This is a genomic window from Streptomyces sp. NPDC054863 (genome assembly GCF_053610825.1).
In genome coordinates this window covers 1-19,790 of record NZ_JBSGZD010000133.1, presented here as the reverse complement: position 1 = coordinate 19,790, position 19,790 = coordinate 1, and the positions used below count along the sequence as shown (strand labels likewise).

At 71.1% G+C, this 19,790-nt stretch carries 16 protein-coding genes; 11 read left to right on the top strand and 5 right to left on the bottom strand.

Annotated elements, in window-relative coordinates; translation table 11 throughout:
* The first annotated feature begins 109 nt into the window (after window positions 1–109).
* Window positions 110–1,024 (top strand): sigma-70 family RNA polymerase sigma factor, encoded by a 915-nt coding sequence (locus ACWGIG_RS22655; RefSeq protein ID WP_453323455.1) that lies wholly within the window; start codon window positions 110–112, stop codon window positions 1,022–1,024.
* A 236-nt stretch (window positions 1,025–1,260) separates the two neighbouring features.
* A complete protein-coding gene (locus ACWGIG_RS22650; protein WP_453323454.1) occupies window positions 1,261–3,480 on the top strand; it encodes an NADP-dependent isocitrate dehydrogenase in 2,220 nt (739 codons plus the stop codon).
* Between the two features lie 66 nt (window positions 3,481–3,546).
* On the opposite strand, the gene ACWGIG_RS22645 is transcribed toward ACWGIG_RS22650, so the two are convergent.
* Window positions 3,547–4,404, bottom strand: coding sequence for a hypothetical protein (locus ACWGIG_RS22645; RefSeq protein WP_453323453.1), 858 nt, complete (start codon window positions 4,402–4,404; stop codon window positions 3,547–3,549).
* 210 nt (window positions 4,405–4,614) lie between these two features.
* On the opposite strand from ACWGIG_RS22645, the gene argC reads away from it, so the two are divergent.
* The 5 genes from argC to ACWGIG_RS22620 are packed head-to-tail and all read left to right on the top strand — an operon-like array spanning window position 4,615 to window position 9,614.
* Window positions 4,615–5,643, top strand: a complete 1,029-nt coding sequence (argC, locus tag ACWGIG_RS22640) for an N-acetyl-gamma-glutamyl-phosphate reductase (protein WP_453323452.1) — start codon at window positions 4,615–4,617, stop codon at window positions 5,641–5,643.
* Entirely contained in the window at window positions 5,640–6,806 is a 1,167-nt protein-coding gene (argJ, locus tag ACWGIG_RS22635; protein WP_453323451.1) for a bifunctional glutamate N-acetyltransferase/amino-acid acetyltransferase ArgJ, read from the top strand. Before argC ends, argJ begins: the two co-directional genes overlap by 4 nt.
* Window positions 6,803–7,855 (top strand): acetylglutamate kinase, encoded by a 1,053-nt coding sequence (gene argB, locus ACWGIG_RS22630; protein ID WP_453323450.1) that lies wholly within the window; start codon window positions 6,803–6,805, stop codon window positions 7,853–7,855. The genes argJ and argB overlap by 4 nt, the downstream gene beginning before the upstream one ends.
* Window positions 7,852–9,060, top strand: coding sequence for an acetylornithine transaminase (locus ACWGIG_RS22625; RefSeq protein WP_453323449.1), 1,209 nt, complete (start codon window positions 7,852–7,854; stop codon window positions 9,058–9,060). Before argB ends, ACWGIG_RS22625 begins: the two co-directional genes overlap by 4 nt.
* A 5-nt stretch (window positions 9,061–9,065) precedes the next feature.
* Window positions 9,066–9,614 (top strand): arginine repressor, encoded by a 549-nt coding sequence (locus ACWGIG_RS22620; protein ID WP_453323457.1) that lies wholly within the window; start codon window positions 9,066–9,068, stop codon window positions 9,612–9,614.
* Here the strand turns inward: ACWGIG_RS22620 and ACWGIG_RS22615 are convergent.
* The 4 genes from ACWGIG_RS22615 to ACWGIG_RS22600 form a co-directional block, all read right to left on the bottom strand.
* The gene (locus tag ACWGIG_RS22615; protein ID WP_453323448.1) at window positions 9,611–10,612 is read right to left on the bottom strand and encodes a bile acid:sodium symporter family protein; all 1,002 of its coding nucleotides are present in this window, start codon (window positions 10,610–10,612) and stop codon (window positions 9,611–9,613) included. The two genes, ACWGIG_RS22620 and ACWGIG_RS22615, sit on opposite strands and share 4 nt — an antisense overlap.
* A gap of 154 nt (window positions 10,613–10,766) precedes the next feature.
* Window positions 10,767–11,468 carry a L,D-transpeptidase family protein gene (locus tag ACWGIG_RS22610; RefSeq protein ID WP_453323447.1) on the bottom strand — a complete coding sequence of 234 codons (702 nt, stop codon included), beginning with the start codon at window positions 11,466–11,468 and terminating at the stop codon, window positions 10,767–10,769.
* A 9-nt stretch (window positions 11,469–11,477) separates the two neighbouring features.
* Complete coding sequence (locus ACWGIG_RS22605) at window positions 11,478–12,068, bottom strand: pyridoxamine 5'-phosphate oxidase family protein (RefSeq protein ID WP_453323446.1); 591 nt, start codon at window positions 12,066–12,068, stop codon at window positions 11,478–11,480.
* Between the two features lie 117 nt (window positions 12,069–12,185).
* Window positions 12,186–13,544 (bottom strand): NAD(P)/FAD-dependent oxidoreductase, encoded by a 1,359-nt coding sequence (locus tag ACWGIG_RS22600; RefSeq protein WP_453323445.1) that lies wholly within the window; start codon window positions 13,542–13,544, stop codon window positions 12,186–12,188.
* A gap of 347 nt (window positions 13,545–13,891) precedes the next feature.
* Between ACWGIG_RS22600 and phsA the strand changes: the two genes are divergently transcribed.
* The 4 genes from phsA (at window position 13,892) to ACWGIG_RS22580 (ending at window position 19,702) form a co-directional block, all read left to right on the top strand.
* Window positions 13,892–15,745 carry an O-aminophenol oxidase PhsA gene (phsA, locus tag ACWGIG_RS22595; protein ID WP_453323456.1) on the top strand — a complete coding sequence of 618 codons (1,854 nt, stop codon included), beginning with the start codon at window positions 13,892–13,894 and terminating at the stop codon, window positions 15,743–15,745.
* Window positions 15,746–15,987: 242 nt separating this feature from the next.
* On the top strand, window positions 15,988–17,415 hold the full coding sequence (gene argH, locus ACWGIG_RS22590) for an argininosuccinate lyase (RefSeq protein WP_453323444.1): 1,428 nt from the start codon (window positions 15,988–15,990) through the stop codon (window positions 17,413–17,415).
* A 188-nt stretch (window positions 17,416–17,603) separates the two neighbouring features.
* Window positions 17,604–18,152 (top strand): TetR/AcrR family transcriptional regulator, encoded by a 549-nt coding sequence (locus ACWGIG_RS22585; protein WP_453323443.1) that lies wholly within the window; start codon window positions 17,604–17,606, stop codon window positions 18,150–18,152.
* Window positions 18,149–19,702, top strand: coding sequence for an MFS transporter (locus tag ACWGIG_RS22580; protein WP_453323442.1), 1,554 nt, complete (start codon window positions 18,149–18,151; stop codon window positions 19,700–19,702). The genes ACWGIG_RS22585 and ACWGIG_RS22580 overlap by 4 nt, the downstream gene beginning before the upstream one ends.
* The last annotated feature ends 88 nt before the right edge of the window (window positions 19,703–19,790 follow it).

The window sequence follows — 19,790 nt, the reverse complement described above, 5'->3', positions numbered from 1 at the left end:
GCCCCGGGCACCGTTCCCGTCACATTCGCCGTCCGAGGATCGTCAGGCTGTTGCGACCACACGACACTTGCGACCTCACGACGCTTACGAAGACGAGAACGAGGGCCCGATGGAACCCGTACGCACCCCGCAGAGCGAACCCGACTTCCTGGCAGGGCGGTTCGAGGCCAACCGCGACCGCCTGCGCGGTGTCGCCTACCGCATGCTGGGCTCCTCCAGCGAGGCCGAGGACGCCGTCCAGGAGGCCTGGCTGCGGCTCGGCCGCCAGGACGCGGGCAGCATCGACAACCTGCCCGGCTGGCTGACCACCGTCGTCGCCCGCGTCTGCCTCGACCAGCTGCGCTCGCGCACCTCCCGCCGGGAGGCCCCGCTCGACCCGCTCGACGACACCCACGTGCCCGACCCGATCCTGCGCCGCGACGACGCCGACCCGGAGCAGCAGGCGCTGCTCGCGGACTCGGTGGGGCTCGCGCTGCTCGTCGTGCTGGAGACGCTCGGGCCCGCGGAGCGGCTCGCCTTCGTCCTCCACGACATGTTCGCGGTGCCCTTCGAGGAGATCGCGCCGCTGGTGGACCGGACCCCGGCGGCGACCCGCCAGCTCGCGAGCAGGGCCCGCCGGCGGGTCCAGGGCACCGCGCCCGCGCCGGACACGAACGCGGTACGTCAGCGGGAGGTCGTGGGCGCGTTCCTGGCGGCGTCCCGGGGCGGCGACTTCGACGGACTGCTGGCGCTGCTGGACCCGGAGTGTGTGCTGCGGGCGGACGCGGGCACGGCGATCCCGGGGGCGTCGAGGGTGATCAGGGGGGCGCGGGAGGTCGTCTCGAACGCGCTCATGTTCTCGCGGGCGGCACAGTTCGCGCGCATCGCGCTGGTCAACGGGGCGCCGGGGCTGGTCACGGTCATCCATGGCCGGCCGATGTCGGTGATGGACTTCACGGTGGTGGACGGGAAGGTCGTCGAGCTGAACATTCTGGCGGACCCGGAGCGGTTGGCGGGTCTGGAGCTGGGGTTCCTGGCGGAGTAGGGGCCGGGGGCTTCGTGCGGGTGCGTGGGGGGCTGGTCGCGCAGTTCCCCGCGCCCCTGGTGTCTCAGCCCGTCCGGCGTTTGAGGGCGCGCGGACGTGGTCCGGGCACCGGGCGCAGCCCGGGACGCCTGCTTCCACCAGCGCAAGCCATGACCTTCGCCCCCACTTCGCCCCTCGCCCCGCTCACGAGATATCTTGACGTCAAGCAATGTTGCAGACGTGGAGCGGAGTACCCGGTGACTGACTCGACCATCATCTATACGCACACCGACGAGGCCCCGGCCCTCGCGACGTATTCGTTCCTGCCCGTCGTCGAGGCCTACGCCTCCACGGCCGGTGTCACGGTCGAGAGCCGTGACATCTCCCTGGCCGGCCGCATCATCGCGAGCTTCCCCGAGTTCCTGAAGGAGGAGCAGCGTATCGATGACGCGCTCGCCGAGCTCGGCGAGCTGGCCAAGACGCCCGGCGCGAACATCATCAAGCTGCCCAACGTCTCGGCCTCGATCCCGCAGCTGAAGGCCGCGGTCGCCGAGCTCCAGGCGCAGGGCTACGCGCTTCCGGACTACCCGGACGAGGCGAAGTCCGACCAGGACAAGGACGTCCGCGCCCGTTACGACAAGATCAAGGGCAGCGCCGTCAACCCGGTCCTGCGCGAGGGCAACTCCGACCGCCGCGCCCCCGCCTCGGTGAAGAACTACGCCAAGGCCCACCCCCACCGCATGGGCAAGTGGACCCCGGACTCGAAGACGAACGTCGCCACCATGGGCGCCGACGACTTCCGCTCCACCGAGAAGTCCGCCGTGATCGCCGACGCGGGCTCGCTCCGCATCGAGCTGGTCGGCGACGACGGCTCCACCACCGTGCTGCGCGAGTCGGTCCCGGTCCTCGCCGGTGAGGTCGTCGACGCCGCCGTGATGCGCGTCGCCGCCCTGCGCGAGTTCTTCACCGCACAGCTGGCCCGCGCCAAGTCCGAGGGCGTGCTCTTCTCCGTGCACCTCAAGGCCACGATGATGAAGGTCTCCGACCCGATCATCTTCGGCCACGCGGTCCGCGCCTTCTTCCCGAAGACCTTCGCGAAGTACGGCGACGTCCTCACCGCGGCCGGTCTCACCCCGAACGACGGCCTCGGCGGCATCTACAAGGGCCTCGAAGGCCTGCCCCAGGGCGCCGAGATCAAGGCCTCCTTCGACGCCGAGCTCGCCGAGGGCCCGGAGCTGGCGATGGTCGACTCCGACAAGGGCATCGGCAACCTGCACGTGCCGTCCGACGTCATCGTCGACGCCTCGATGCCGGCCATGATCCGCACCTCGGGCCACATGTGGGGCCCGGACGGCAGCGAGGCCGACACCCTCGCGGTCCTCCCGGACTCCTCGTACGCGGGCATCTACCAGGTCGTCATCGACGACTGCCGCGCGAACGGCGCCTACGACCCCTCGACCATGGGCTCCGTACCCAACGTCGGTCTGATGGCGCAGAAGGCCGAGGAGTACGGCAGCCACGACAAGACCTTCGAAATCCGGACCACGGGCACGGTCCGCGTCGTCGACGCCGCCGGCAACGCCGTCCTGGAGCAGGCCGTCGGCGCCGGTGACATCTTCCGGATGTGCCAGACCAAGGACCTGCCGATCCAGGACTGGGTCAAGCTGGCCGTCACCCGCGCCCGCGCCACCGGCGTCCCGACGATCTTCTGGCTGGACGAGGACCGCGCCCACGACGCGCAGCTCATCACCAAGGTCAAGACGTACCTCGCCGAGCACGACACGGACGGCCTGACGATCGAGATCATGGCGCCGGAGAAGGCCATCGCCTACTCCCTGGAGCGCATCCGCCGCGGCGAGGACACCATCTCCGTCACCGGCAACGTGCTCCGTGACTACCTCACGGACCTGTTCCCCATCCTGGAGCTGGGCACCAGCGCCAAGATGCTGTCCGTCGTCCCGCTGATGAACGGCGGCGGCCTCTTCGAGACGGGCGCCGGCGGCTCCGCGCCGAAGCACGTCCAGCAGCTCGTCAAGGAGAACTACCTCCGCTGGGACTCCCTCGGTGAGTTCCTGGCGCTGGCCGTCTCCTTCGAGCACCTCGCCACCACCACGGGCAACGCGCGCGCCCAGGTGCTCGCCGACACCCTGGACCGTGCCACGGGCTCCTTCCTCAACGAGGACAAGTCCCCGAGCCGCAAGCTCGGCGGCATCGACAACCGCGGCAGCCACTTCTACCTGGCCCTGTACTGGGCCCAGGAGCTGGCCAAGCAGACCGACGACGCCAAGCTCGCCGAGGCGTTCGGCCCGGTGGCCAAGACGCTGGCCGAGCAGGAGCAGACCATCGTCGACGAGCTCATCGCCGTGCAGGGTTCGCCGGTCGACATCGGTGGCTACTACCAGCCGGACGCCAAGAAGGCCTCGGCCGTCATGCGCCCGTCGAAGACGCTGAACCAGGCGCTGTCGCTCCTCGCCTGAGCTGTCTGACACTGCGTCAACAGGGCTGCCCCGGACGGTACTTCACCGTCCGGGGCAGCCCTGTGTTCAGACGAGGATCCCCCAGGCGGCTGCTCCCGCCACCGCCGCCCCGTAGGCCCACACCCCGCTCCGCACGACCCGTTCCCGTACGTCCTCGCTCCATGCCGTACGCACCGCCGTCAGCCACGCCAGCGCGGGCAGCACCAGTACCGCGTGCAGGCTCACCCCGTGCAGCGGCTTCAGGGCGGCCGTCGAGGCGTACGCGTCCAGCTGGTGTCCGGTCCGGGTCAGTACGACCCCGCGCGCGATCATCGCCGCCCCCGACGCCAGCCCGATCAGCAGCACCGCGAACCCGGCCCGCAGCGCGAGCGGCATTCCGGCGGGCCCGGCGGGCCGCCGCCGGAACGACGCCACGGCCAGCACCGTCAGCAGCACCACGAGCAGCCCGCCGCCCACCGCGAGCGACATCGACACCGCCGAGTCGAAACCGGACTCCATGTTGAGGTGCGAGGGTCGGCGGCGCCACGCCTGGAGCGTGATCCCGCCGACCTCCAGGACGCAGTCCGCCGCGAAGAGACCCAGCACCACGGCCCGCGTGCGCTCCGCGATGCGCAGGTACGACGCCACCCACGCGACCGCGAGCAGCGTCACTCCGAAGGAGAGCCCGAAGGTGACCGGCTTGCGCCAGGACACCGGCCCGGTCCACGGCCCGCCGTCCACCGCGAAGACCGCGAGGTGCACGAGACCGGAGACGAGGAGCAGGCCCCCGACCAGGACACAGGCCCGCTCGACCGGACGCAGGGCACGGGAGGCGCTCGCGCGGCGCGCGGTGGTGCGGTGCGCGGTGGTGCGATGTGCGCTCGCGCGGCGCGGGTTCGTGCGGGGCGCCGGTTCGCGGTAGGCGGCTGCGCGGTTGGTCGTCATGGCGTTCAGTCTCGCGAGCCGCCGCGTCCCCGTCGTCGTACGCCCGGAGGCCCCGCACCTGCTCCGCCCGCAGTAGCCGCCTGCCCGCCGTGCCGGCAACGTCACCCGCAGGCCCCGGAGCCACACAGGGAACAACGGAGCCCTCACCCCCCAGGCTTTGCATAAAACTACGCCTATACGTATAGTCATGCCATCGACGAGGAGGGTTCGATGGTGGTACGTGCAGCAGTGGCTGGTGCGAGCGGATATGCGGGCGGGGAACTGCTGCGGCTTCTCCTCGCGCACCCCGACGTGGAGATCGGCGCCCTGACCGGGCACTCCAACGCAGGTCAGACGCTCGGTGCGCTGCAGCCCCACCTCGGGCCGCTCGCGGGCCGGGTGCTGGAGCCGACCACCCCCGAGGTGCTCGCGGGCCACGACGTCGTCTTCCTGGCGTTGCCGCACGGCCAGTCCGCCGCGGTCGCCGAGCAGCTCGGCGACGAGGTCCTGGTCGTCGACATGGGGGCCGACTTCCGGCTCACGGACGCCGCCGACTGGGAGCGGTTCTACGGCTCCCCGCACGCCGGGACCTGGCCGTACGGCCTGCCCGAACTGCCGGGCGCGCGTGCCGCGTTGGCGGGGGCCAAGCGCATCGCGGTACCTGGCTGCTACCCGACGGCCGTCTCCCTCGGACTCTTCCCCGCGTACGCGGCGGGACTGGCCGAGCCGGAGGCCGTGATCGTCGCCGCTTCCGGCACCTCCGGCGCGGGCAAGGCCGCCAAGCCGCACCTGCTCGGCTCGGAGGTCATGGGCTCCATGTCGCCGTACGGAGTGGGCGGCGGCCACCGGCACACGCCCGAGATGATCCAGAACCTCAGCGCGGTCGCGGGGGAGCGGGTCACCGTCTCCTTCACGCCGACGCTGGCGCCGATGCCGCGCGGCATCCTCGCCACCAGCAGCGCGAAGGCGAAGCCCGGGGTGACGTACGCGGACGTGCGGGCCGCGTACGAGAAGGCCTACGCGGACGAGCCGTTCGTACGCCTGCTCCCCGAGGGGCAGTGGCCCGCCACCGCCTTCGTGTACGGCTCCAACGCCGTCCAGATCCAGGTCGCCCACGACGCCGCCGCCCACCGCATCGTCGTCGTCAGCGCCATCGACAACCTCGCCAAGGGCACCGCCGGCGGCGCGGTACAGAGCATGAACATCGCCCTCGGACTCGACGAGTCCACCGGGCTCACCACGATCGGAGTAGCACCGTGAGCGTCACGGCAGCACAGGGATTCACGGCGGCGGGCATCGCCGCCGGGATCAAGGCGAACGGCAACCCGGACCTGGCCCTCGTGGTCAACACCGGACCGCGCCGAGCCGCCGCGGGCGTCTTCACCTCCAACCGCGTCAAGGCCGCCCCGGTCCTCTGGTCCGAGCAGGTCGTCAAGGGCGGCGAGATCTCCGCCGTCGTCCTCAACTCCGGTGGCGCCAACGCCTGTACGGGCCCGAAGGGCTTCCAGGACACGCACGCCACGGCGGAGAAGGCGGCCGAGGTTTTGAGCGAGGGGGGCCTCGACCTCGGCGCGGGCGAGGTCGCCGTCGCGTCGACCGGCCTCATCGGCATCCTCCTGCCCATGGACAAGCTGCTCCCCGGCATCGAGAAGGCCGCCGCCGAACTGTCCACGCGCGGCGGCGAGAAGGCCGCCATCGCCATCAAGACCACGGACTCCGTCCACAAGACGGCGGTGGCCGAAGGTGACGGCTGGGTCGTCGGCGGCATGGCCAAGGGTGCGGGCATGCTCGCCCCGGGCCTGGCCACGATGCTGGTCGTCCTCACCACCGACGCCGACCTCGAAGCCTCCGCACTCGACAGGGCGCTGCGCGACGCCACCCGGCAGACCTTCGACCGGGTCGACTCCGACGGCTGCATGTCCACGAACGACACCGTCCTGCTGCTCGCCTCGGGGGCTTCCCGAATCGCCCCGGAGTACGACGAGTTCGCGGCTGCGGTACGCACCGTCTGCGACGACCTCGCCCGGCAGCTGATCGGCGACGCCGAGGGGGCCAGCAAGGACATCCGTATCGAGGTGATCAACGCGGCGACCGAGGACGACGCCGTCGAGGTCGGCCGGTCCATCGCCCGCAACAACCTCCTCAAGTGCGCACTGCACGGCGAGGATCCCAACTGGGGCCGGGTGCTGTCCGCCATCGGCACCACGAAGGCCGCCTTCGACCCCGATGCGCTGGGCGTCGCCATCAACGGCGTCTGGGTCTGCCGGAAGGGCTCCGTCGGCGACGACCGCGACCTGGTCGACATGCGCTACCGGGAGATCAAGATCACCGCCGACCTCGCCGAGGGCTCCGAGTCCGCCGTGATCTGGGCGAACGACCTCACCGCCGACTACGTCCACGAGAACAGCGCGTACTCCTCATGAGCAGCGCCCCGAGTGCCGACCCGAGCGCCGAGACGGGCGCCGAGACGAGCGCCGATATGGGCGCGGACACGACCGCCGATACGGGCACGAGCACGCGCGCGAGCACGAGTGCCGACACGACCGCCGCCGCACCCGCGCACCCCACCGCCCGCAAGCACACCGCCCTCCCCAAGGCGCAGATCCTCATCGAGGCCCTGCCCTGGCTGACCCGCCACCAGGGCAAGACCGTCGTCATCAAGTTCGGCGGCAACGCCATGGTCGACGAGGACCTGAAGGCGGCCTTCGCCCAGGACGTCGTCTTCCTGCACCACGCGGGGCTCAAGCCGGTCGTCGTGCACGGCGGCGGCCCGCAGATCAGCGCGCAGCTCGACCAGGCGGGCATCGTCAGCGAGTTCAAGGCCGGGCTGCGGGTCACCACGCCCGAGGCGATGGACGTCGTACGGATGGTCCTGGCGGGCCAGGTGCAGCGCGAGCTCGTCGGCCTGCTCAACCAGCACGGCCCCCTCGCCATCGGCCTGACCGGCGAGGACGCGCACACCATCACCGCCACCCAGCACTTCCCGCAGATCGACGGCGAGGCGGTCGACATCGGCCGGGTCGGCGAGATCACCGCGATCGACACGGGCGCCATCGAGGCGCTCCTGGCCGACGGCCGCATCCCGGTCGTCTCCTCGATCGCCCGCTCCCAGGACGACGGACATGTCTACAACGTCAATGCTGATACGGCGGCTGCGGCACTCGCTGCGGCGCTGGACGCCGAAACGCTGATGGTCCTCACCGACGTCGAGGGCCTCTACGAGGACTGGCCGAACAGCGACGACGTCATCAGCCGCCTCACCGCCACCGAGCTGGAGAAACTCCTGCCCGAGCTGGCCAGCGGCATGGTCCCCAAGATGCAGGGCTGTCTGCACGCCGTACGCAACGGCGTCACCACGGCCCGCGTCATCGACGGGCGGGTCCAGCACTCGATCCTGCTGGAGATCTTCACGGACGAAGGAATCGGCACGATGGTCGTGCCCGACGCGCAGGGCGCACAGGGGGAGTCATGAGCAACGCGGAACTCACCGGGCGCTGGCAGAACGCCCTGGCCGACAACTACGGCACCCCCCAGCTGGCCCTCGTCCGCGGTGAAGGCTCCCGCCTCTGGGACGCCGACGGCAAGGAATACGCCGATTTCGTCGGCGGCATCGCGGTCAACGCCCTCGGCCACGCCCACCCCGCGATCGTCGAAGCCGTCTCCCGCCAGATCGCCTCCCTCGGCCACGTCTCCAACCTCTACGTCGCCGAGCCGCCCGTCGCGCTCGCCGAGAAGCTGATCGAGGCCTCCGGACGCCCGGGCAGGGTCTACTTCAGCAATTCGGGCGCCGAGGCCAACGAGGCCGCCTTCAAGATCGGCCGGCTCACCGGACGCACCCACATGGTCGCCACCACCGGCGGCTTCCACGGCCGCACCATGGGCGCCCTCGCCCTCACCGGGCAGCAGGGCAAGCGCGAGCCGTTCCTGCCGCTCCCCGGCGACGTCACGCACGTACCCTACGGAGACGTGGAAGCCCTGCGCGCGGCGGTCACCGAGGACACCGCACTGCTGGTCGTCGAGCCCGTCCAGGGCGAGATCGGCGTCGTCGTCCCGCCGCCCGGCTACCTCAGGGCGGCCCGCGAGATCACCCGCGCCACCGGCACGCTCCTGGTCCTCGACGAGGTGCAGACCGGCACCGGACGTACCGGACACTTCTTCGCCCACCAGGCCGAGGAGGGCATCGACCCGGACGTCGTCACGCTCGCCAAGGGCATCGGCGGCGGCCTCCCGCTCGGCGCGACGATCGCCCACGGCCCGGCCGCCGACCTCCTGAAGCCCGGCCACCACGGCTCCACCTTCGGCGGCAACCCCGTCGCGTGCGCCGCCGCGATCGCCGTCCTGGACACCATCGCCGCGGGCGGACTGCTCGACGAAACCAAGCGCAAGGGCGAGAAACTGCGTGACGCGATCCAGTCACACCGGCACCCACTGGTCTCCCACGTCAGGGGTGCGGGCCTGCTCCTGGGTATCGTCTTGTCCGAGTCCCTCGCTCCCCAGGTGCAGCAGGCGGCTCAGGATGCCGGTTTCCTGGTGAACGCGCCCGCCCCCGATGTCGTACGGCTGATGCCCGCACTGACCATCGGGGACGACGTGCTGGACGCCTTCCTCCAGGCCCTCCCCGGCATCCTCGACGAGGCGTACGCCGCAGCACACGGGGACCAACGATCCGGAGAATGACGACGATGACCGAGGCGCAGGAGCGGGACAACGAGCACGGCAACGGCGGGCCCGCGGTACCGCAGACCCGGACCGCACGCCACCGCCGGATCGTGGACATCCTCAACCGGCAGCCGGTGCGCTCGCAGAGCCAGCTCGCCAAGCTCCTCAGCGACGACGGGCTGAGCGTCACCCAGGCGACGCTCAGCCGCGACCTCGACGAGCTCGGCGCGGTGAAGATCCGCAACACCGGCGGCGAGCTGATCTACGCGGTGCCCAGCGAGGGCGGCTACCGCACCCCGCAGGCACCGCTCGGGGAGTCGGCCAAGGAGGAGCGGATGAGCCGGCTCGCCGCCGAACTGCTGATCTCGGCGGAGGCCTCGGCGAACCTGGTCGTCCTGCGCACGCCGCCGGGCGCCGCCCAGTTCCTGGCCTCCGCCATCGACCAGGCGGAACTGCACGCGATCCTCGGCACGATCGCGGGCGACGACACCCTGATGCTGATCAGCCGCGACCCGGCGGGCGGCCAGGCCCTGGCCGACCACCTGCTGCGGTTGGCGCAGAAGGAACGTTAGACCGCGTCCCCCAAGACGGGCTCGGTCTTCCGGCTGCGGTACGACATCCAGGCCGCGACCAGCGCGCCCGAGACGTTGTGCCAGACCGAGAAGACCGCGGACGGCAGCGCGGCCAGCGGGCTGAAGTGGGCGGTGGCCAGCGAGGCGGCGAGGCCGGAGTTCTGCATGCCGACCTCGAAGGCCATCGCCCGGCTCGCGGGCTTCCCGAGCCGGGCCAGCTTTCCGGCCCCGTAACCGAGCGCGAGGCCGAGGCCGTTGTGCAGCACCACGGCGACGAAGACGAGCAGCGCCGCCGACTTGATCGCGGCGGCGCTCCCCGCCACCACGACCGCCACGATCACGGCGATGGTCACCGCCGACAGCCAGGGCAGCGCTCCGAGCACCCGGTCCACGTACCGCCCGGCCAGCCACCGCACCACCAGTCCCGCGATCACCGGCAGCAGCACGGTCTTGAGGATGTCCTCGACCATCGACCCGGCGTCCACGGGCAGGTACTCGCCCGCGAGCAGCAGCGTCAACGGTGGCGTGACCAGCGGCGCGAGGACCGTCGAGACGGTCGCCACGGACACCGACAGCGCCACGTCGCCCCTGGCCAGGTACGTGACGACATTCGAGGCGGTGCCGCTGGGCGCACAGCCGACCAGGATCACCCCGGCTGCGAGCTGCGGCGGCAGGTCCAACGCGTGGGCGATGAGCCAGCCGAGCCCCGGCATGATCACATAGTGCGCGCCGAGCCCGAGCGCCACTGCCCACGGCCGCTTCGCGACCCCCTGGAAGTCCAGCGGAGTCATCGTCAGACCCATGCAGAACATGACGATGCCGAGCAGGTACGGCACGGAGGTCTTCCAGTCGGCGAAGGTGCCCGGGGTGACGAGCCCCAGCACCCCCGCCACGAGAACCAGTACGGGGAAGACCGTGACGGCCCGGCGGGCGGCGCGATCGCTGGCGTCCTTGCTGGTGGGAGCTATGTCGGGCGGGGATTCGGATTCGGTGTGCACGCCGTGATGCAACGCCTCGGCGGGCGTCCCGCGCAACACCGTCTCGGTATGTGGTCGCTACACGCAGCGGCCGGCGGCGGCTTCCGCTGCGGCCTCGGCACTGTCCTCGGTACCGGATTCAGTACTGCCCTCAGCACCGCTCTCGGCACCGCCCTCAGTAGCGGGTGATCGCCGTCGACCCGCCGACCGTCCCGATCGCCATGTGGGGCCGGCGCCGCGGCTCGGCCCACCGGAGGATCTCCCGCATGGCGTCCGCCGGCACGGACACGCAGCCGGCCGTCGCCCCGCGCCCGTTGACGTGCAGGAAGATGCCCGCGCCGCGCCCCCGTACCGGCTTCGCGTAGTTGAACCCGACGAGCAGCGCGTGCGCGTACTGCGTGCCGTACTCGTCGAGCTTCTCGGCCTCGCCCGGGCGGCAGTCCTTCGGGAGCCCCTCCACCCACCGGTTGTAGGAGAGCGACCGGTTGTCCTGGCACCACCAGGACTTCGGCCCGATCCGCCGGTACGCGACCTCCGTACCCTCGGGCGCGGCCTCGGTGCCGAATCCGTACGGCAGGTCGTAAAGACCGGTCGGCGTGGTGTTCGTGCTCTGCACCCGTACGGCGCCCTCCACGAGCCCCTTCGCCCCGAACCGCGCCGGGGCCCTCCCCGCCTCGACCCACCGCCCGCCCCGCCGGTCCCACCAGGTCACCGTGCCCGTCGTGGCCCGCGTGTCGGCCGCGACGGCGGTGACGAGCTGGCGCCCGCCGCCGGTGTCGGCCATCCGCCCCGGCAGTGGGACGTCCGTATCCCCGCCCGGCAGGGCGAGCGCGGCGAGCAGGGCGGCAAAACCGGCGGCAGTGCGCAGGAAGGTCATCCCCAGACGTTAAGAGACATGCAGCGGCGGAAGCGGCAACGGCACTCCCGGCAGGCCGTCGATGCTCGTCGCGATGTCCTCCTTCTTCTCGAAGTACGCCGACAGCGACTCGTCGTCCTCGCGCGCGAACCGGGAGCCGTGCAGCGTCCGGTCCTCGTCGTACGTCATGAACGGCACGGCGTAGCCGCACGTGGACCGGACCGTCTCCGCGGACACCACGACGATCGCCCGCAGCCCGTGCTGCGTGACGTCGATCGAGTCGAAGCGTACGAGGAGTCCGGCGAAGCGGGGGTCGTCGCGGAAGACCGGCTCGCCCCGCCCGTGGACGCGCACGATGTTCGGCGGCCCCTCGAAGGCGGTCCACATGAGAGTGATGCGGCCGTTCTCCCGCAGGTGCGCGACCGTTTCGGCGTTGCTCCCCGCGAAGTCCAGGTAGGCGACGGTGAGTTCGTCGAGCACCACCCAGGAACCCTTGAGTCCCTTGGGGGAGAGATTGATGGTCCCGTCACCCGACAGCGGTGCGGTAGCCGTGAAAAAGACCGGCTGCGCTTCGATGAAGGTACGCAGCCGGCCGTCTATTCGTTCGTGAGTCTTTCCCATGCGGCTCATTGTCCAGCCGTCAACGGCCTTGTGGGCAGGGGGGCCTCGGCCCCCTGCGCCCCGGCCCGCCTGCGCCTTGGTCCGCCTGCGCCTTGGTCCGCCTACGCCTTGGTCCGCCTACGCCTTGGTCCGCAGCGTCTCGCTGTACTTCTTCACCTCGTCCGGCGACAGGTACGACTTCGTACGCTCGAAGTCCTGGAGGGTCTTGGGCTTGTTGTCCTGGAAGCCGGTGCGGACGAAGTCGTCGCCCGCGACCGCGTTGAGGCCCCAGTTGACCAGCACGCGGGAGCGGGCGGTCATGGTCGGGAGTGCCATCAGGTGGTAGCCGCGGGCCACCACCTGGGCGGGGAGGCCGTGGAGTTCGATGCCCAGGGGCTTGGAGACCGCGTCGGCGCCGCCCAGGTCCACGACCAGACCGAGGTCCTTGTGGATGTACGGCTTCAGGGGCGTGCCGGACATGCTCGCCACGATGTTGTCGGCGAGGACCTTGCCCTGGCGCTGGGCGTGCTGGGCGGTCGGCGGGCAGATCGCGTCTCCGCCCTTGGCGACGTCGGGGACCGCGGCCACGTCACCGGCCGCGTACAGGCCGTCGTGGCCGGGGACGGTGAGCTGGTTCGAGGCGATGATGCGACCGCGTACCGTCTCCGCGCCGAGCGTGGTGACCAGGGGCGACGCGGCGACGCCCGCCGTCCAGATCAGGGTGCGGGACGGGAGGGTGCGGCCGTCGGTGAGCTTGACGGTGTTCTCGTCGACGGAGGCCACGGAGGTGCCGAGCGAGAACTCGATGCCGCGTTCGCGGAGCATCGCCATCGCCTTGACGCCGAGCCGTTCGCCCAGTTCCGGGAGGAGGCGGGGGGCCACGTCCACCAGGTGCCAGCGGACCAGCGAGGGGTCCAGCCGGGAGTAGCGCTTGAGGGCGCCGGTGGTGAGCCGCTGCAGGCAGGCGGCCGTCTCCACACCCGCGTATCCGCCGCCGACGACCACGAACTGGAGGCGGGCCCTGCGTTCTTCCTCGTCGACGGCCGCCGCCGCCAGGTCGAGCTGGGCGATCACGTGGTCGCGGATGTACGCGGCCTGGGCCAGCGTCTTCACCCCGAGCGCGTGATCCGTGAGGCCCGGGATGTCGAAGGTGCGGGTGGTGGATCCGGCGGCGATGACCAGGTGGTCGTACGGCTTGACCGTCACCTCGCCCGTCGACCTGCGGACGATGCACGCCTTGGCCGCCGCGTCGATGCCGATCGCCACCCCCGGCACGATCTTCGTACGGCGCAGGCGGCGCCGGAGCGAGACCGCGACGGACTGGGGGGTGAGGACGCCGGCCGCCACATGGGGGAGCAGCGGGAGGTAGAGCTGGTAGTCCGTCGGTGAGATCAGTATCAGCTCGGCGTCGCGCGGGGAGAGCTTGCGCTCCAGCCGGTGCAGACACTCGATCCCGACGAAGCCTGCGCCGACCACCACAATCCTCGGTCGCGTCATGGTCTCACTGCTCCTTCGGTACGTCGGGAATCTTTTCCAGCATCGGGGCTCATCGCCGGGGCCGCGCGTCGGCGGGGTGCGTTCGGGGGGTGCTCGGGTGGGCGGCGGGAAACCGGCGGGCCGGTAAACACCGGATTTGCCTGACCTGGTGGGATGCGGCACCACTCCGGCCAATTTCGGACACATTGGGTGCGGCGGAAAACCCCGGCGGCCGGGACGCGGTCTTCCAAGGAGTAAGGAAGCGCCCGGGACGGCACCAGGACGAAGCATCAGGACGCAGCACCGGGACGAAGCACCAGTACGGGGGAACCGCCTTGACCGACACCATCCAAGAGCTCAGCCGCAGGATCGGCGAGAAGGTCGCCGAGTGGAGCGCGGGGGAGCACGAACTCCTGCCGTTCGTGGACGAGTTGACCGTCCCGCCGGTCCTGCGCCCGTACCCGGGCGACCACGGCGACGTGCGCCGGGAGACCGAGATCGCCCTGCGCCCCACCTGGGCCAGGCTGCACCGGCAGCTGCCGCCCACCCTCATGTGGGGATACGGCGGTACGGTGCCGGGCCCGACCATCGAGGTGCGGCGCGGCCAGCGCATCCGCATCGCCTGGACGAACCGCATCCCCCGAGGCAGCGAGTACCCGGTCACCGTCGTCGAGACGCCGGGCCGCCCACCGGGCGAGCCGCCCGCCTCCACCGAGCCGGGCCGGGGCGGCGCCGAGCCGAACAAGGACGTCGCCGCACTGCCCGCCTGGACGGTCACGCACCTGCACGGCGCGCAGACCGGCGGCGGCAACGACGGCTGGGCCGACAACGCTGTCGGCTTCGGGGACGCCCAGCTGTCCGAGTACCCGAACGACCACCAGGCCGTCCAGTGGTGGTACCACGACCACGCCATGAACATCACCCGGTGGAACGTGTACGCCGGGCTGGTCGGCACCTATCTGATCCGGGACGACGAGGAGGACGCCCTCGGGCTGCCGTCCGGCGACCGCGAGCTGCCGCTGATCCTCGCCGACCGCAACCTCGACACCGACGCGGGCGGGCGTCTCAACGGGCGGCTGCTGCACAAGACCGTGATCGTCGACCCGGAGAACGCCGAGACCAAGAAGCCGGTGACACTGCCCTTCACCGGTCCGTACACCACCGTCAACGGCCGCATCTGGCCGTACCAGGAGGTGGCCGCCGACTGGTACCGCTACCGCCTCGTCAACGCGTCCAACGCCCGCGTCTACGACCTCGTCCTGGTCGACGAGGACAACGAACCGGTCACCGGCGTCCTCCACCAGATCGGCAGCGACGGCGGCCTGCTGCCGCACCCGGTGCCGGTCGACTTCGACGAGGCGCTGCCCGCGCTGACCGTGGCGCCCGCCGAGCGGATGGACCTCCTCGTCGACTTCCGGGCCCTCTCCGGCAGGCGGCTGCGGCTGGTCAACAAGGGGCGCGGGCAGAGCGCCGGGGTGCCGGACCCGGCCAACGACGTCCGCTACCCGCAGGTCATGGAGTTCCGGGTGGGCGAAGAGGAGTGCTCGGGCGACTTCGAGCTGCCCGAGGTGCTCTCCGGGTCGTTCCGTGCGTTCGAGCACGCGAAGATCGAGCACCACCACCGGCTGATCCTGCTCACCAACCCCGGCACGGTGGGCGGCGGCGGACACCCGGAGATCTGGGAGACCGTCGAACTGTCCGCGCGCGAGGCGGCCGGCATCCGGCTGCCGGCCGACGGAATCGTCCAGCTCAAGGGCGCGGACGGCAAGGTGAGGACGTACCGGCGCACCGCCAGGACCTTCAACGACGGACTCGGCTTCACCATCGCCGAAGGCGCGTACGAGCAGTGGAGCTTCCTCAACCTGGGCGGACCGCGCCACCCGATGCACATCCACCTCACCGACTTCCAGCTGATGGGCCGCGACGCGTACAAGGCCGAGGGCTTCGACCTAGGGGCCGGCGGGACCCGGACGCCGGTGGAGTTCGACCCGGACAGGAAGATTCCGCTCGCTCCCAACGAGCGCGGCTGGAAGGACGTCTTCCTGGTCCCACCGGGGCAGCTGCTGCGGGTGGTCGGGCGGTTCGACGGGGCGTACGGACGCTTCATGTACCACTGCCATCTGCTGGAGCACGAGGACATGGGGATGATGCGGCCCTTCGTGGTGATGCCGCCGGAGGCGGTGAAGTTCGACCACGGGGCGGGGCACGGCGGGCACCACTGAGCGACTCTTTGACAAACCATACGGTCCTCTGCATAGTTATGCCTCATACTGCATGGGCATGGCGGCGAACGCAGGGAGAGACCGGTGACCGAGCACGTCGTACTCGCCTCCTCGGGCGCCCCGGAGGTCATCCGCAAGCGCGACCTCGCCTGAGCCTCCGTCGTTACCCGTAAGACCCGTCGCCTCCCCGCCCCTTCGCGCGGGGAGGTGACGGCACATCGACATCCTGAGGAGTTCCAGCTGTGAGCAGCAATACCGGTGAAGGTCGGCTCTGGGGCGGCCGGTTCGCGGACGGTCCGGCCGAGGCCCTGGCCAAGCTGTCCGCGTCCGTCCACTTCGACTGGGTTCTCGCGCCCTACGACATCGCGGGATCCCGCGCCCACGCCCGCGTGCTGCACAAGGCCGCGCTGCTCACCGCCGACGAGCTGACCCGCATGCTGGCCGGGCTCGACCAGCTCGAAGCGGACGTCGCGTCCGGCGACTTCGTCGGTACGATCGCGGACGAGGACGTCCACTCGGCCCTGGAGCGGGGCCTCATCGAGCGGCTCGGCGCCGACCTCGGCGGCAAGCTGCGCGCCGGGCGCTCCCGCAACGACCAGGTGGCGACCCTCTTCCGGATGTACCTCCGGGACCACGCCCGGATCATCGGCGGCCTGATCGCCGAACTCCAGGAAGCGCTGATCGGCCTCGCCGAGGCGCACCCGGACGTCGCGATGCCGGGCCGCACCCACCTCCAGCACGCGCAGCCCGTCCTCTTCGCGCACCACGTCCTCGCCCACGTACAGCCGCTGTCCCGGGACGCGGAGCGGCTGCGGCAGTGGGACGAGCGGACCGCCGTGTCGCCCTACGGATCGGGGGCGCTGGCGGGTTCCTCGCTCGGCCTCGACCCGGAGGCGGTCGCCGCCGACCTCGGCTTCGAGAACGGCTCGGTCGGCAACTCGATCGACGGCACGGCGTCCCGGGACTTCGTCGCCGAGTTCGCGTTCATCACCGCGATGATCGGCGTGAACCTCTCCCGGATCGCCGAGGAGATCATCATCTGGAACACGAAGGAGTTCTCCTTCGTCACCCTCCACGACGCCTTCTCCACCGGCTCGTCGATCATGCCGCAGAAGAAGAACCCGGACATCGCGGAGCTGGCGCGCGGCAAGTCGGGCCGTCTGATCGGCAACCTGACGGGCCTGCTGGCCACCCTGAAGGCGCTTCCCCTCGCCTACAACCGGGACCTCCAGGAGGACAAGGAGCCGGTCTTCGACTCCTGCGACACCCTCGAAGTCCTCCTCCCCGCCTTCACCGGAATGATGGCGACCCTCACGGTCCACCGGGAGCGGATGGAGGAGCTGGCCCCTGCGGGCTTCTCGCTCGCCACGGACATCGCGGAGTGGCTGGTCAAGCAGGGCGTGCCGTTCCGCGTGGCGCACGAGGTCGCGGGGGAGTGCGTGAAGGTGTGCGAGGCGGAGGGGATCGAGCTGGGTGAGCTGACGGATGCTCAGTTCGCCAAGATCTCCGAGCACTTGACGCCGGAGGTGCGGACGGTGCTGAACGTCCCCGGTGCACTGGCCTCCCGCAACGGGCGGGGCGGCACGGCTCCTTCGGCCGTCGCGGTCCAACTCGCGGAGCTGAAGGCTGACTTGGCTGCGCAGCATGCGTGGGCGACGGCCAGGAGGTAGCCCGTCCGGGGGGGGCGGGGGCGAGGGCCGGTGGTCGCCGTGCGGGTGCGTCGTGGCTGATCGCGCAGTTCCCCGCGCCCCCAACTGCCTGCCCCCGAGCCCCCGTGGGCGGCTGACGCCGCCGCCCCCTGCTCCACCCCATGGCCCGCGCTGAGACGTCAATGTCTCACGCGGGCTATGCTCGTCTCATGACAGTCGACCGCGAGCGTGTCCTGCGTACCGCAGCCGCCCTTCTCACCCGCAAGGCGACCTCGACCATGGACGAGGTCGCCAGGGCCGCGGGCATCGGACGGGCCACCTTGCACCGGCACTTCGCCGGCCGCGACGCCCTCATCAAGGCGCTCGAAGAGTTCGGGCTGAGCGAGCTGGACGCCGCACTCGACGCCGCCGACCTCGACGAGGGGCCGGCCGCGGACGCCGTCCGCCGTCTCGTCGCCGAGGTCGAGCCGGTCGCCGGCCTGTTCGCCTTCCTCATCACCGAGAACCAGCTCTTCGAGGCGGGCCAGAACCCCGGCTGGGACCGCGTCGACGCCCGACTGGGTGCCCTGTTCCGGCGCGGTCAGGAGAGCGGCGAGTTCCGCATCGACCTCAGCCCGGCCTGGCTGACCGACGCCCTGTACGGGCTCGTCTCGTCCGCCGCCTGGTCCGTCCAGGACGGGCGGAGCGCCGCGAAGGACTTCCAGCACATGATCGTCGAGTTGCTGCTCGGCGGCGCACGACGGAGCGTGGAGAAATGACAAGCACCGACCATCAGCACCCGGCCGCCGGGTCCGACCCAGGAGGCATAGCCAGGCCGGGCCGCTGGCTCGCGCTCGCCGTACTCGTGTTCGCCGTGCTCCTGGTGGCCGTCGATGCCACCGTGCTCGGCCTCGCGACGCCGTTCCTGAGTGAGGACCTCAAGCCGTCCGGCACCCAGCTCCTGTGGATCGGCGACGTCTACTCGTTCATCATCGCGGGCCTGCTGGTCTCGATGGGCAGCCTCGGTGACCGCATCGGCCGCAAGAAGCTGCTGCTCACGGGCGCCGTCGCGTTCGGTGCGGTGTCGGTGCTCAACGCGTACGCCACCAGCCCCGAGATGATGATCGTCGCCCGCGCACTGCTCGGTGTCGCCGGTGCGACGCTCATGCCGTCCACGCTCGCGCTGATCCGCAACATCTTCCACGACCCCAAGGAGCGCAGCCTCGCCGTCGGCATCTGGGGCGCCGCCGCCTCCGCGGGTGCGGCCGTCGGCCCGGTCGTCGGCGGATTCCTGCTGGAGAACTTCTGGTGGGGGTCGGTCTTCCTCATCAACCTCCCCGTGATGGCCGTACTCGTCGTCGTCGGCATCAAGCTGCTGCCCGAGTCCAAGGACCCGTCGCCGGGCCCGTGGGACATGCTGAGTGTGCTGCTCTCGCTCGTCGGCATGGTCGCCGTCGTGTACGCGATCAAGGAAGCGGCGGTGCACGGCTTCCGCTGGGACATCGCCGCGTCGGCGGTCGTCGGCGTGGGCGCGCTGTACTGGTTCGTACGACGCCAGCGCAGCCTGCCGTCCCCGCTGCTCGACATGCGGCTCTTCCAGCACAAGGGCTTCTCCGGCGCGGTGCTCGCCGACCTGCTGACCATCCTCGGCCTCTCCGGACTGGTCTTCTTCCTCTCCCAGTTCCTCCAACTGGTCCAGGAACGCTCCCCGTTGGAAGCCGGTCTCATCGAACTCCCGGCTGCCGTCGGCGCGGTGGGCGCGGGTCTCTCGGCCGGATTCCTGGCCCGCCGCACCTCGGTACGGCTCGCGGTGTCGGGCGGACTGACCGCCGTGGGCCTCTCGCTGGCCGCGTGCACGCTGATGACCTCCGACACGGGGGAGGTCGCGCTCGGCTGCGCGCTGTTCCTCGGCGGACTCGGCGCGGGACTCGCCTTCACGGTCACCGCCGACGTCATCCTCTCCAGCGTCCCCAAGGAGCAGGCGGGCGCCGCTTCCGCCGTCTCCGAGACGGCCTACGAGCTCGGCGCGGCCCTCGGCATCGCCCTGCTCGGCTCCATCGTCACCGGCATCTACCGGGGCTTCCCCGTCCCGGCCGGAGTCCCCGCCGACGTGGCCGCCGCGGCGCACGACTCGCTGGGCGGCGCCGTCGAGTCGGCGGCCGAACTGCCCAAGGAGCAGGCCTTCGCCCTCCTGGAGTCGGCCCGCGACTCCTTCACCGAGGGGTTCCAGACGGCGGCCCTGGCCGGTGCGCTGGTGCTGTTCGCCACGGCCGCCGCCGCGTGGATCATGCTGCGCGGCCAGAAGCTCGAAGAGGGCATCGAGCACTGATGCCTCAGGTCGAGCACGGACACACCCCATCGAGGACCGACGCACCCCGTGGGATACGAGTGAGGGCCCCGCCGGAAGAATCCGGCGG

Coding starts and splice junctions, on each gene's coding strand:
- ACWGIG_RS22655 (WP_453323455.1), top strand. CDS start 110: ATGGAACCCGTACGCACCCCGCAGAGCGAACCCGACTTCCTGGCAGGG.
- ACWGIG_RS22645 (WP_453323453.1), bottom strand. CDS start 4,404: ATGACGACCAACCGCGCAGCCGCCTACCGCGAACCGGCGCCCCGCACG.
- argC (WP_453323452.1), top strand. CDS start 4,615: ATGGTGGTACGTGCAGCAGTGGCTGGTGCGAGCGGATATGCGGGCGGG.
- argB (WP_453323450.1), top strand. CDS start 6,803: ATGAGCAGCGCCCCGAGTGCCGACCCGAGCGCCGAGACGGGCGCCGAG.
- ACWGIG_RS22625 (WP_453323449.1), top strand. CDS start 7,852: ATGAGCAACGCGGAACTCACCGGGCGCTGGCAGAACGCCCTGGCCGAC.
- ACWGIG_RS22620 (WP_453323457.1), top strand. CDS start 9,066: ATGACCGAGGCGCAGGAGCGGGACAACGAGCACGGCAACGGCGGGCCC.
- ACWGIG_RS22610 (WP_453323447.1), bottom strand. CDS start 11,468: ATGACCTTCCTGCGCACTGCCGCCGGTTTTGCCGCCCTGCTCGCCGCG.
- ACWGIG_RS22605 (WP_453323446.1), bottom strand. CDS start 12,068: ATGGGAAAGACTCACGAACGAATAGACGGCCGGCTGCGTACCTTCATC.
- ACWGIG_RS22600 (WP_453323445.1), bottom strand. CDS start 13,544: ATGACGCGACCGAGGATTGTGGTGGTCGGCGCAGGCTTCGTCGGGATC.
- ACWGIG_RS22585 (WP_453323443.1), top strand. CDS start 17,604: ATGACAGTCGACCGCGAGCGTGTCCTGCGTACCGCAGCCGCCCTTCTC.
- ACWGIG_RS22580 (WP_453323442.1), top strand. CDS start 18,149: ATGACAAGCACCGACCATCAGCACCCGGCCGCCGGGTCCGACCCAGGA.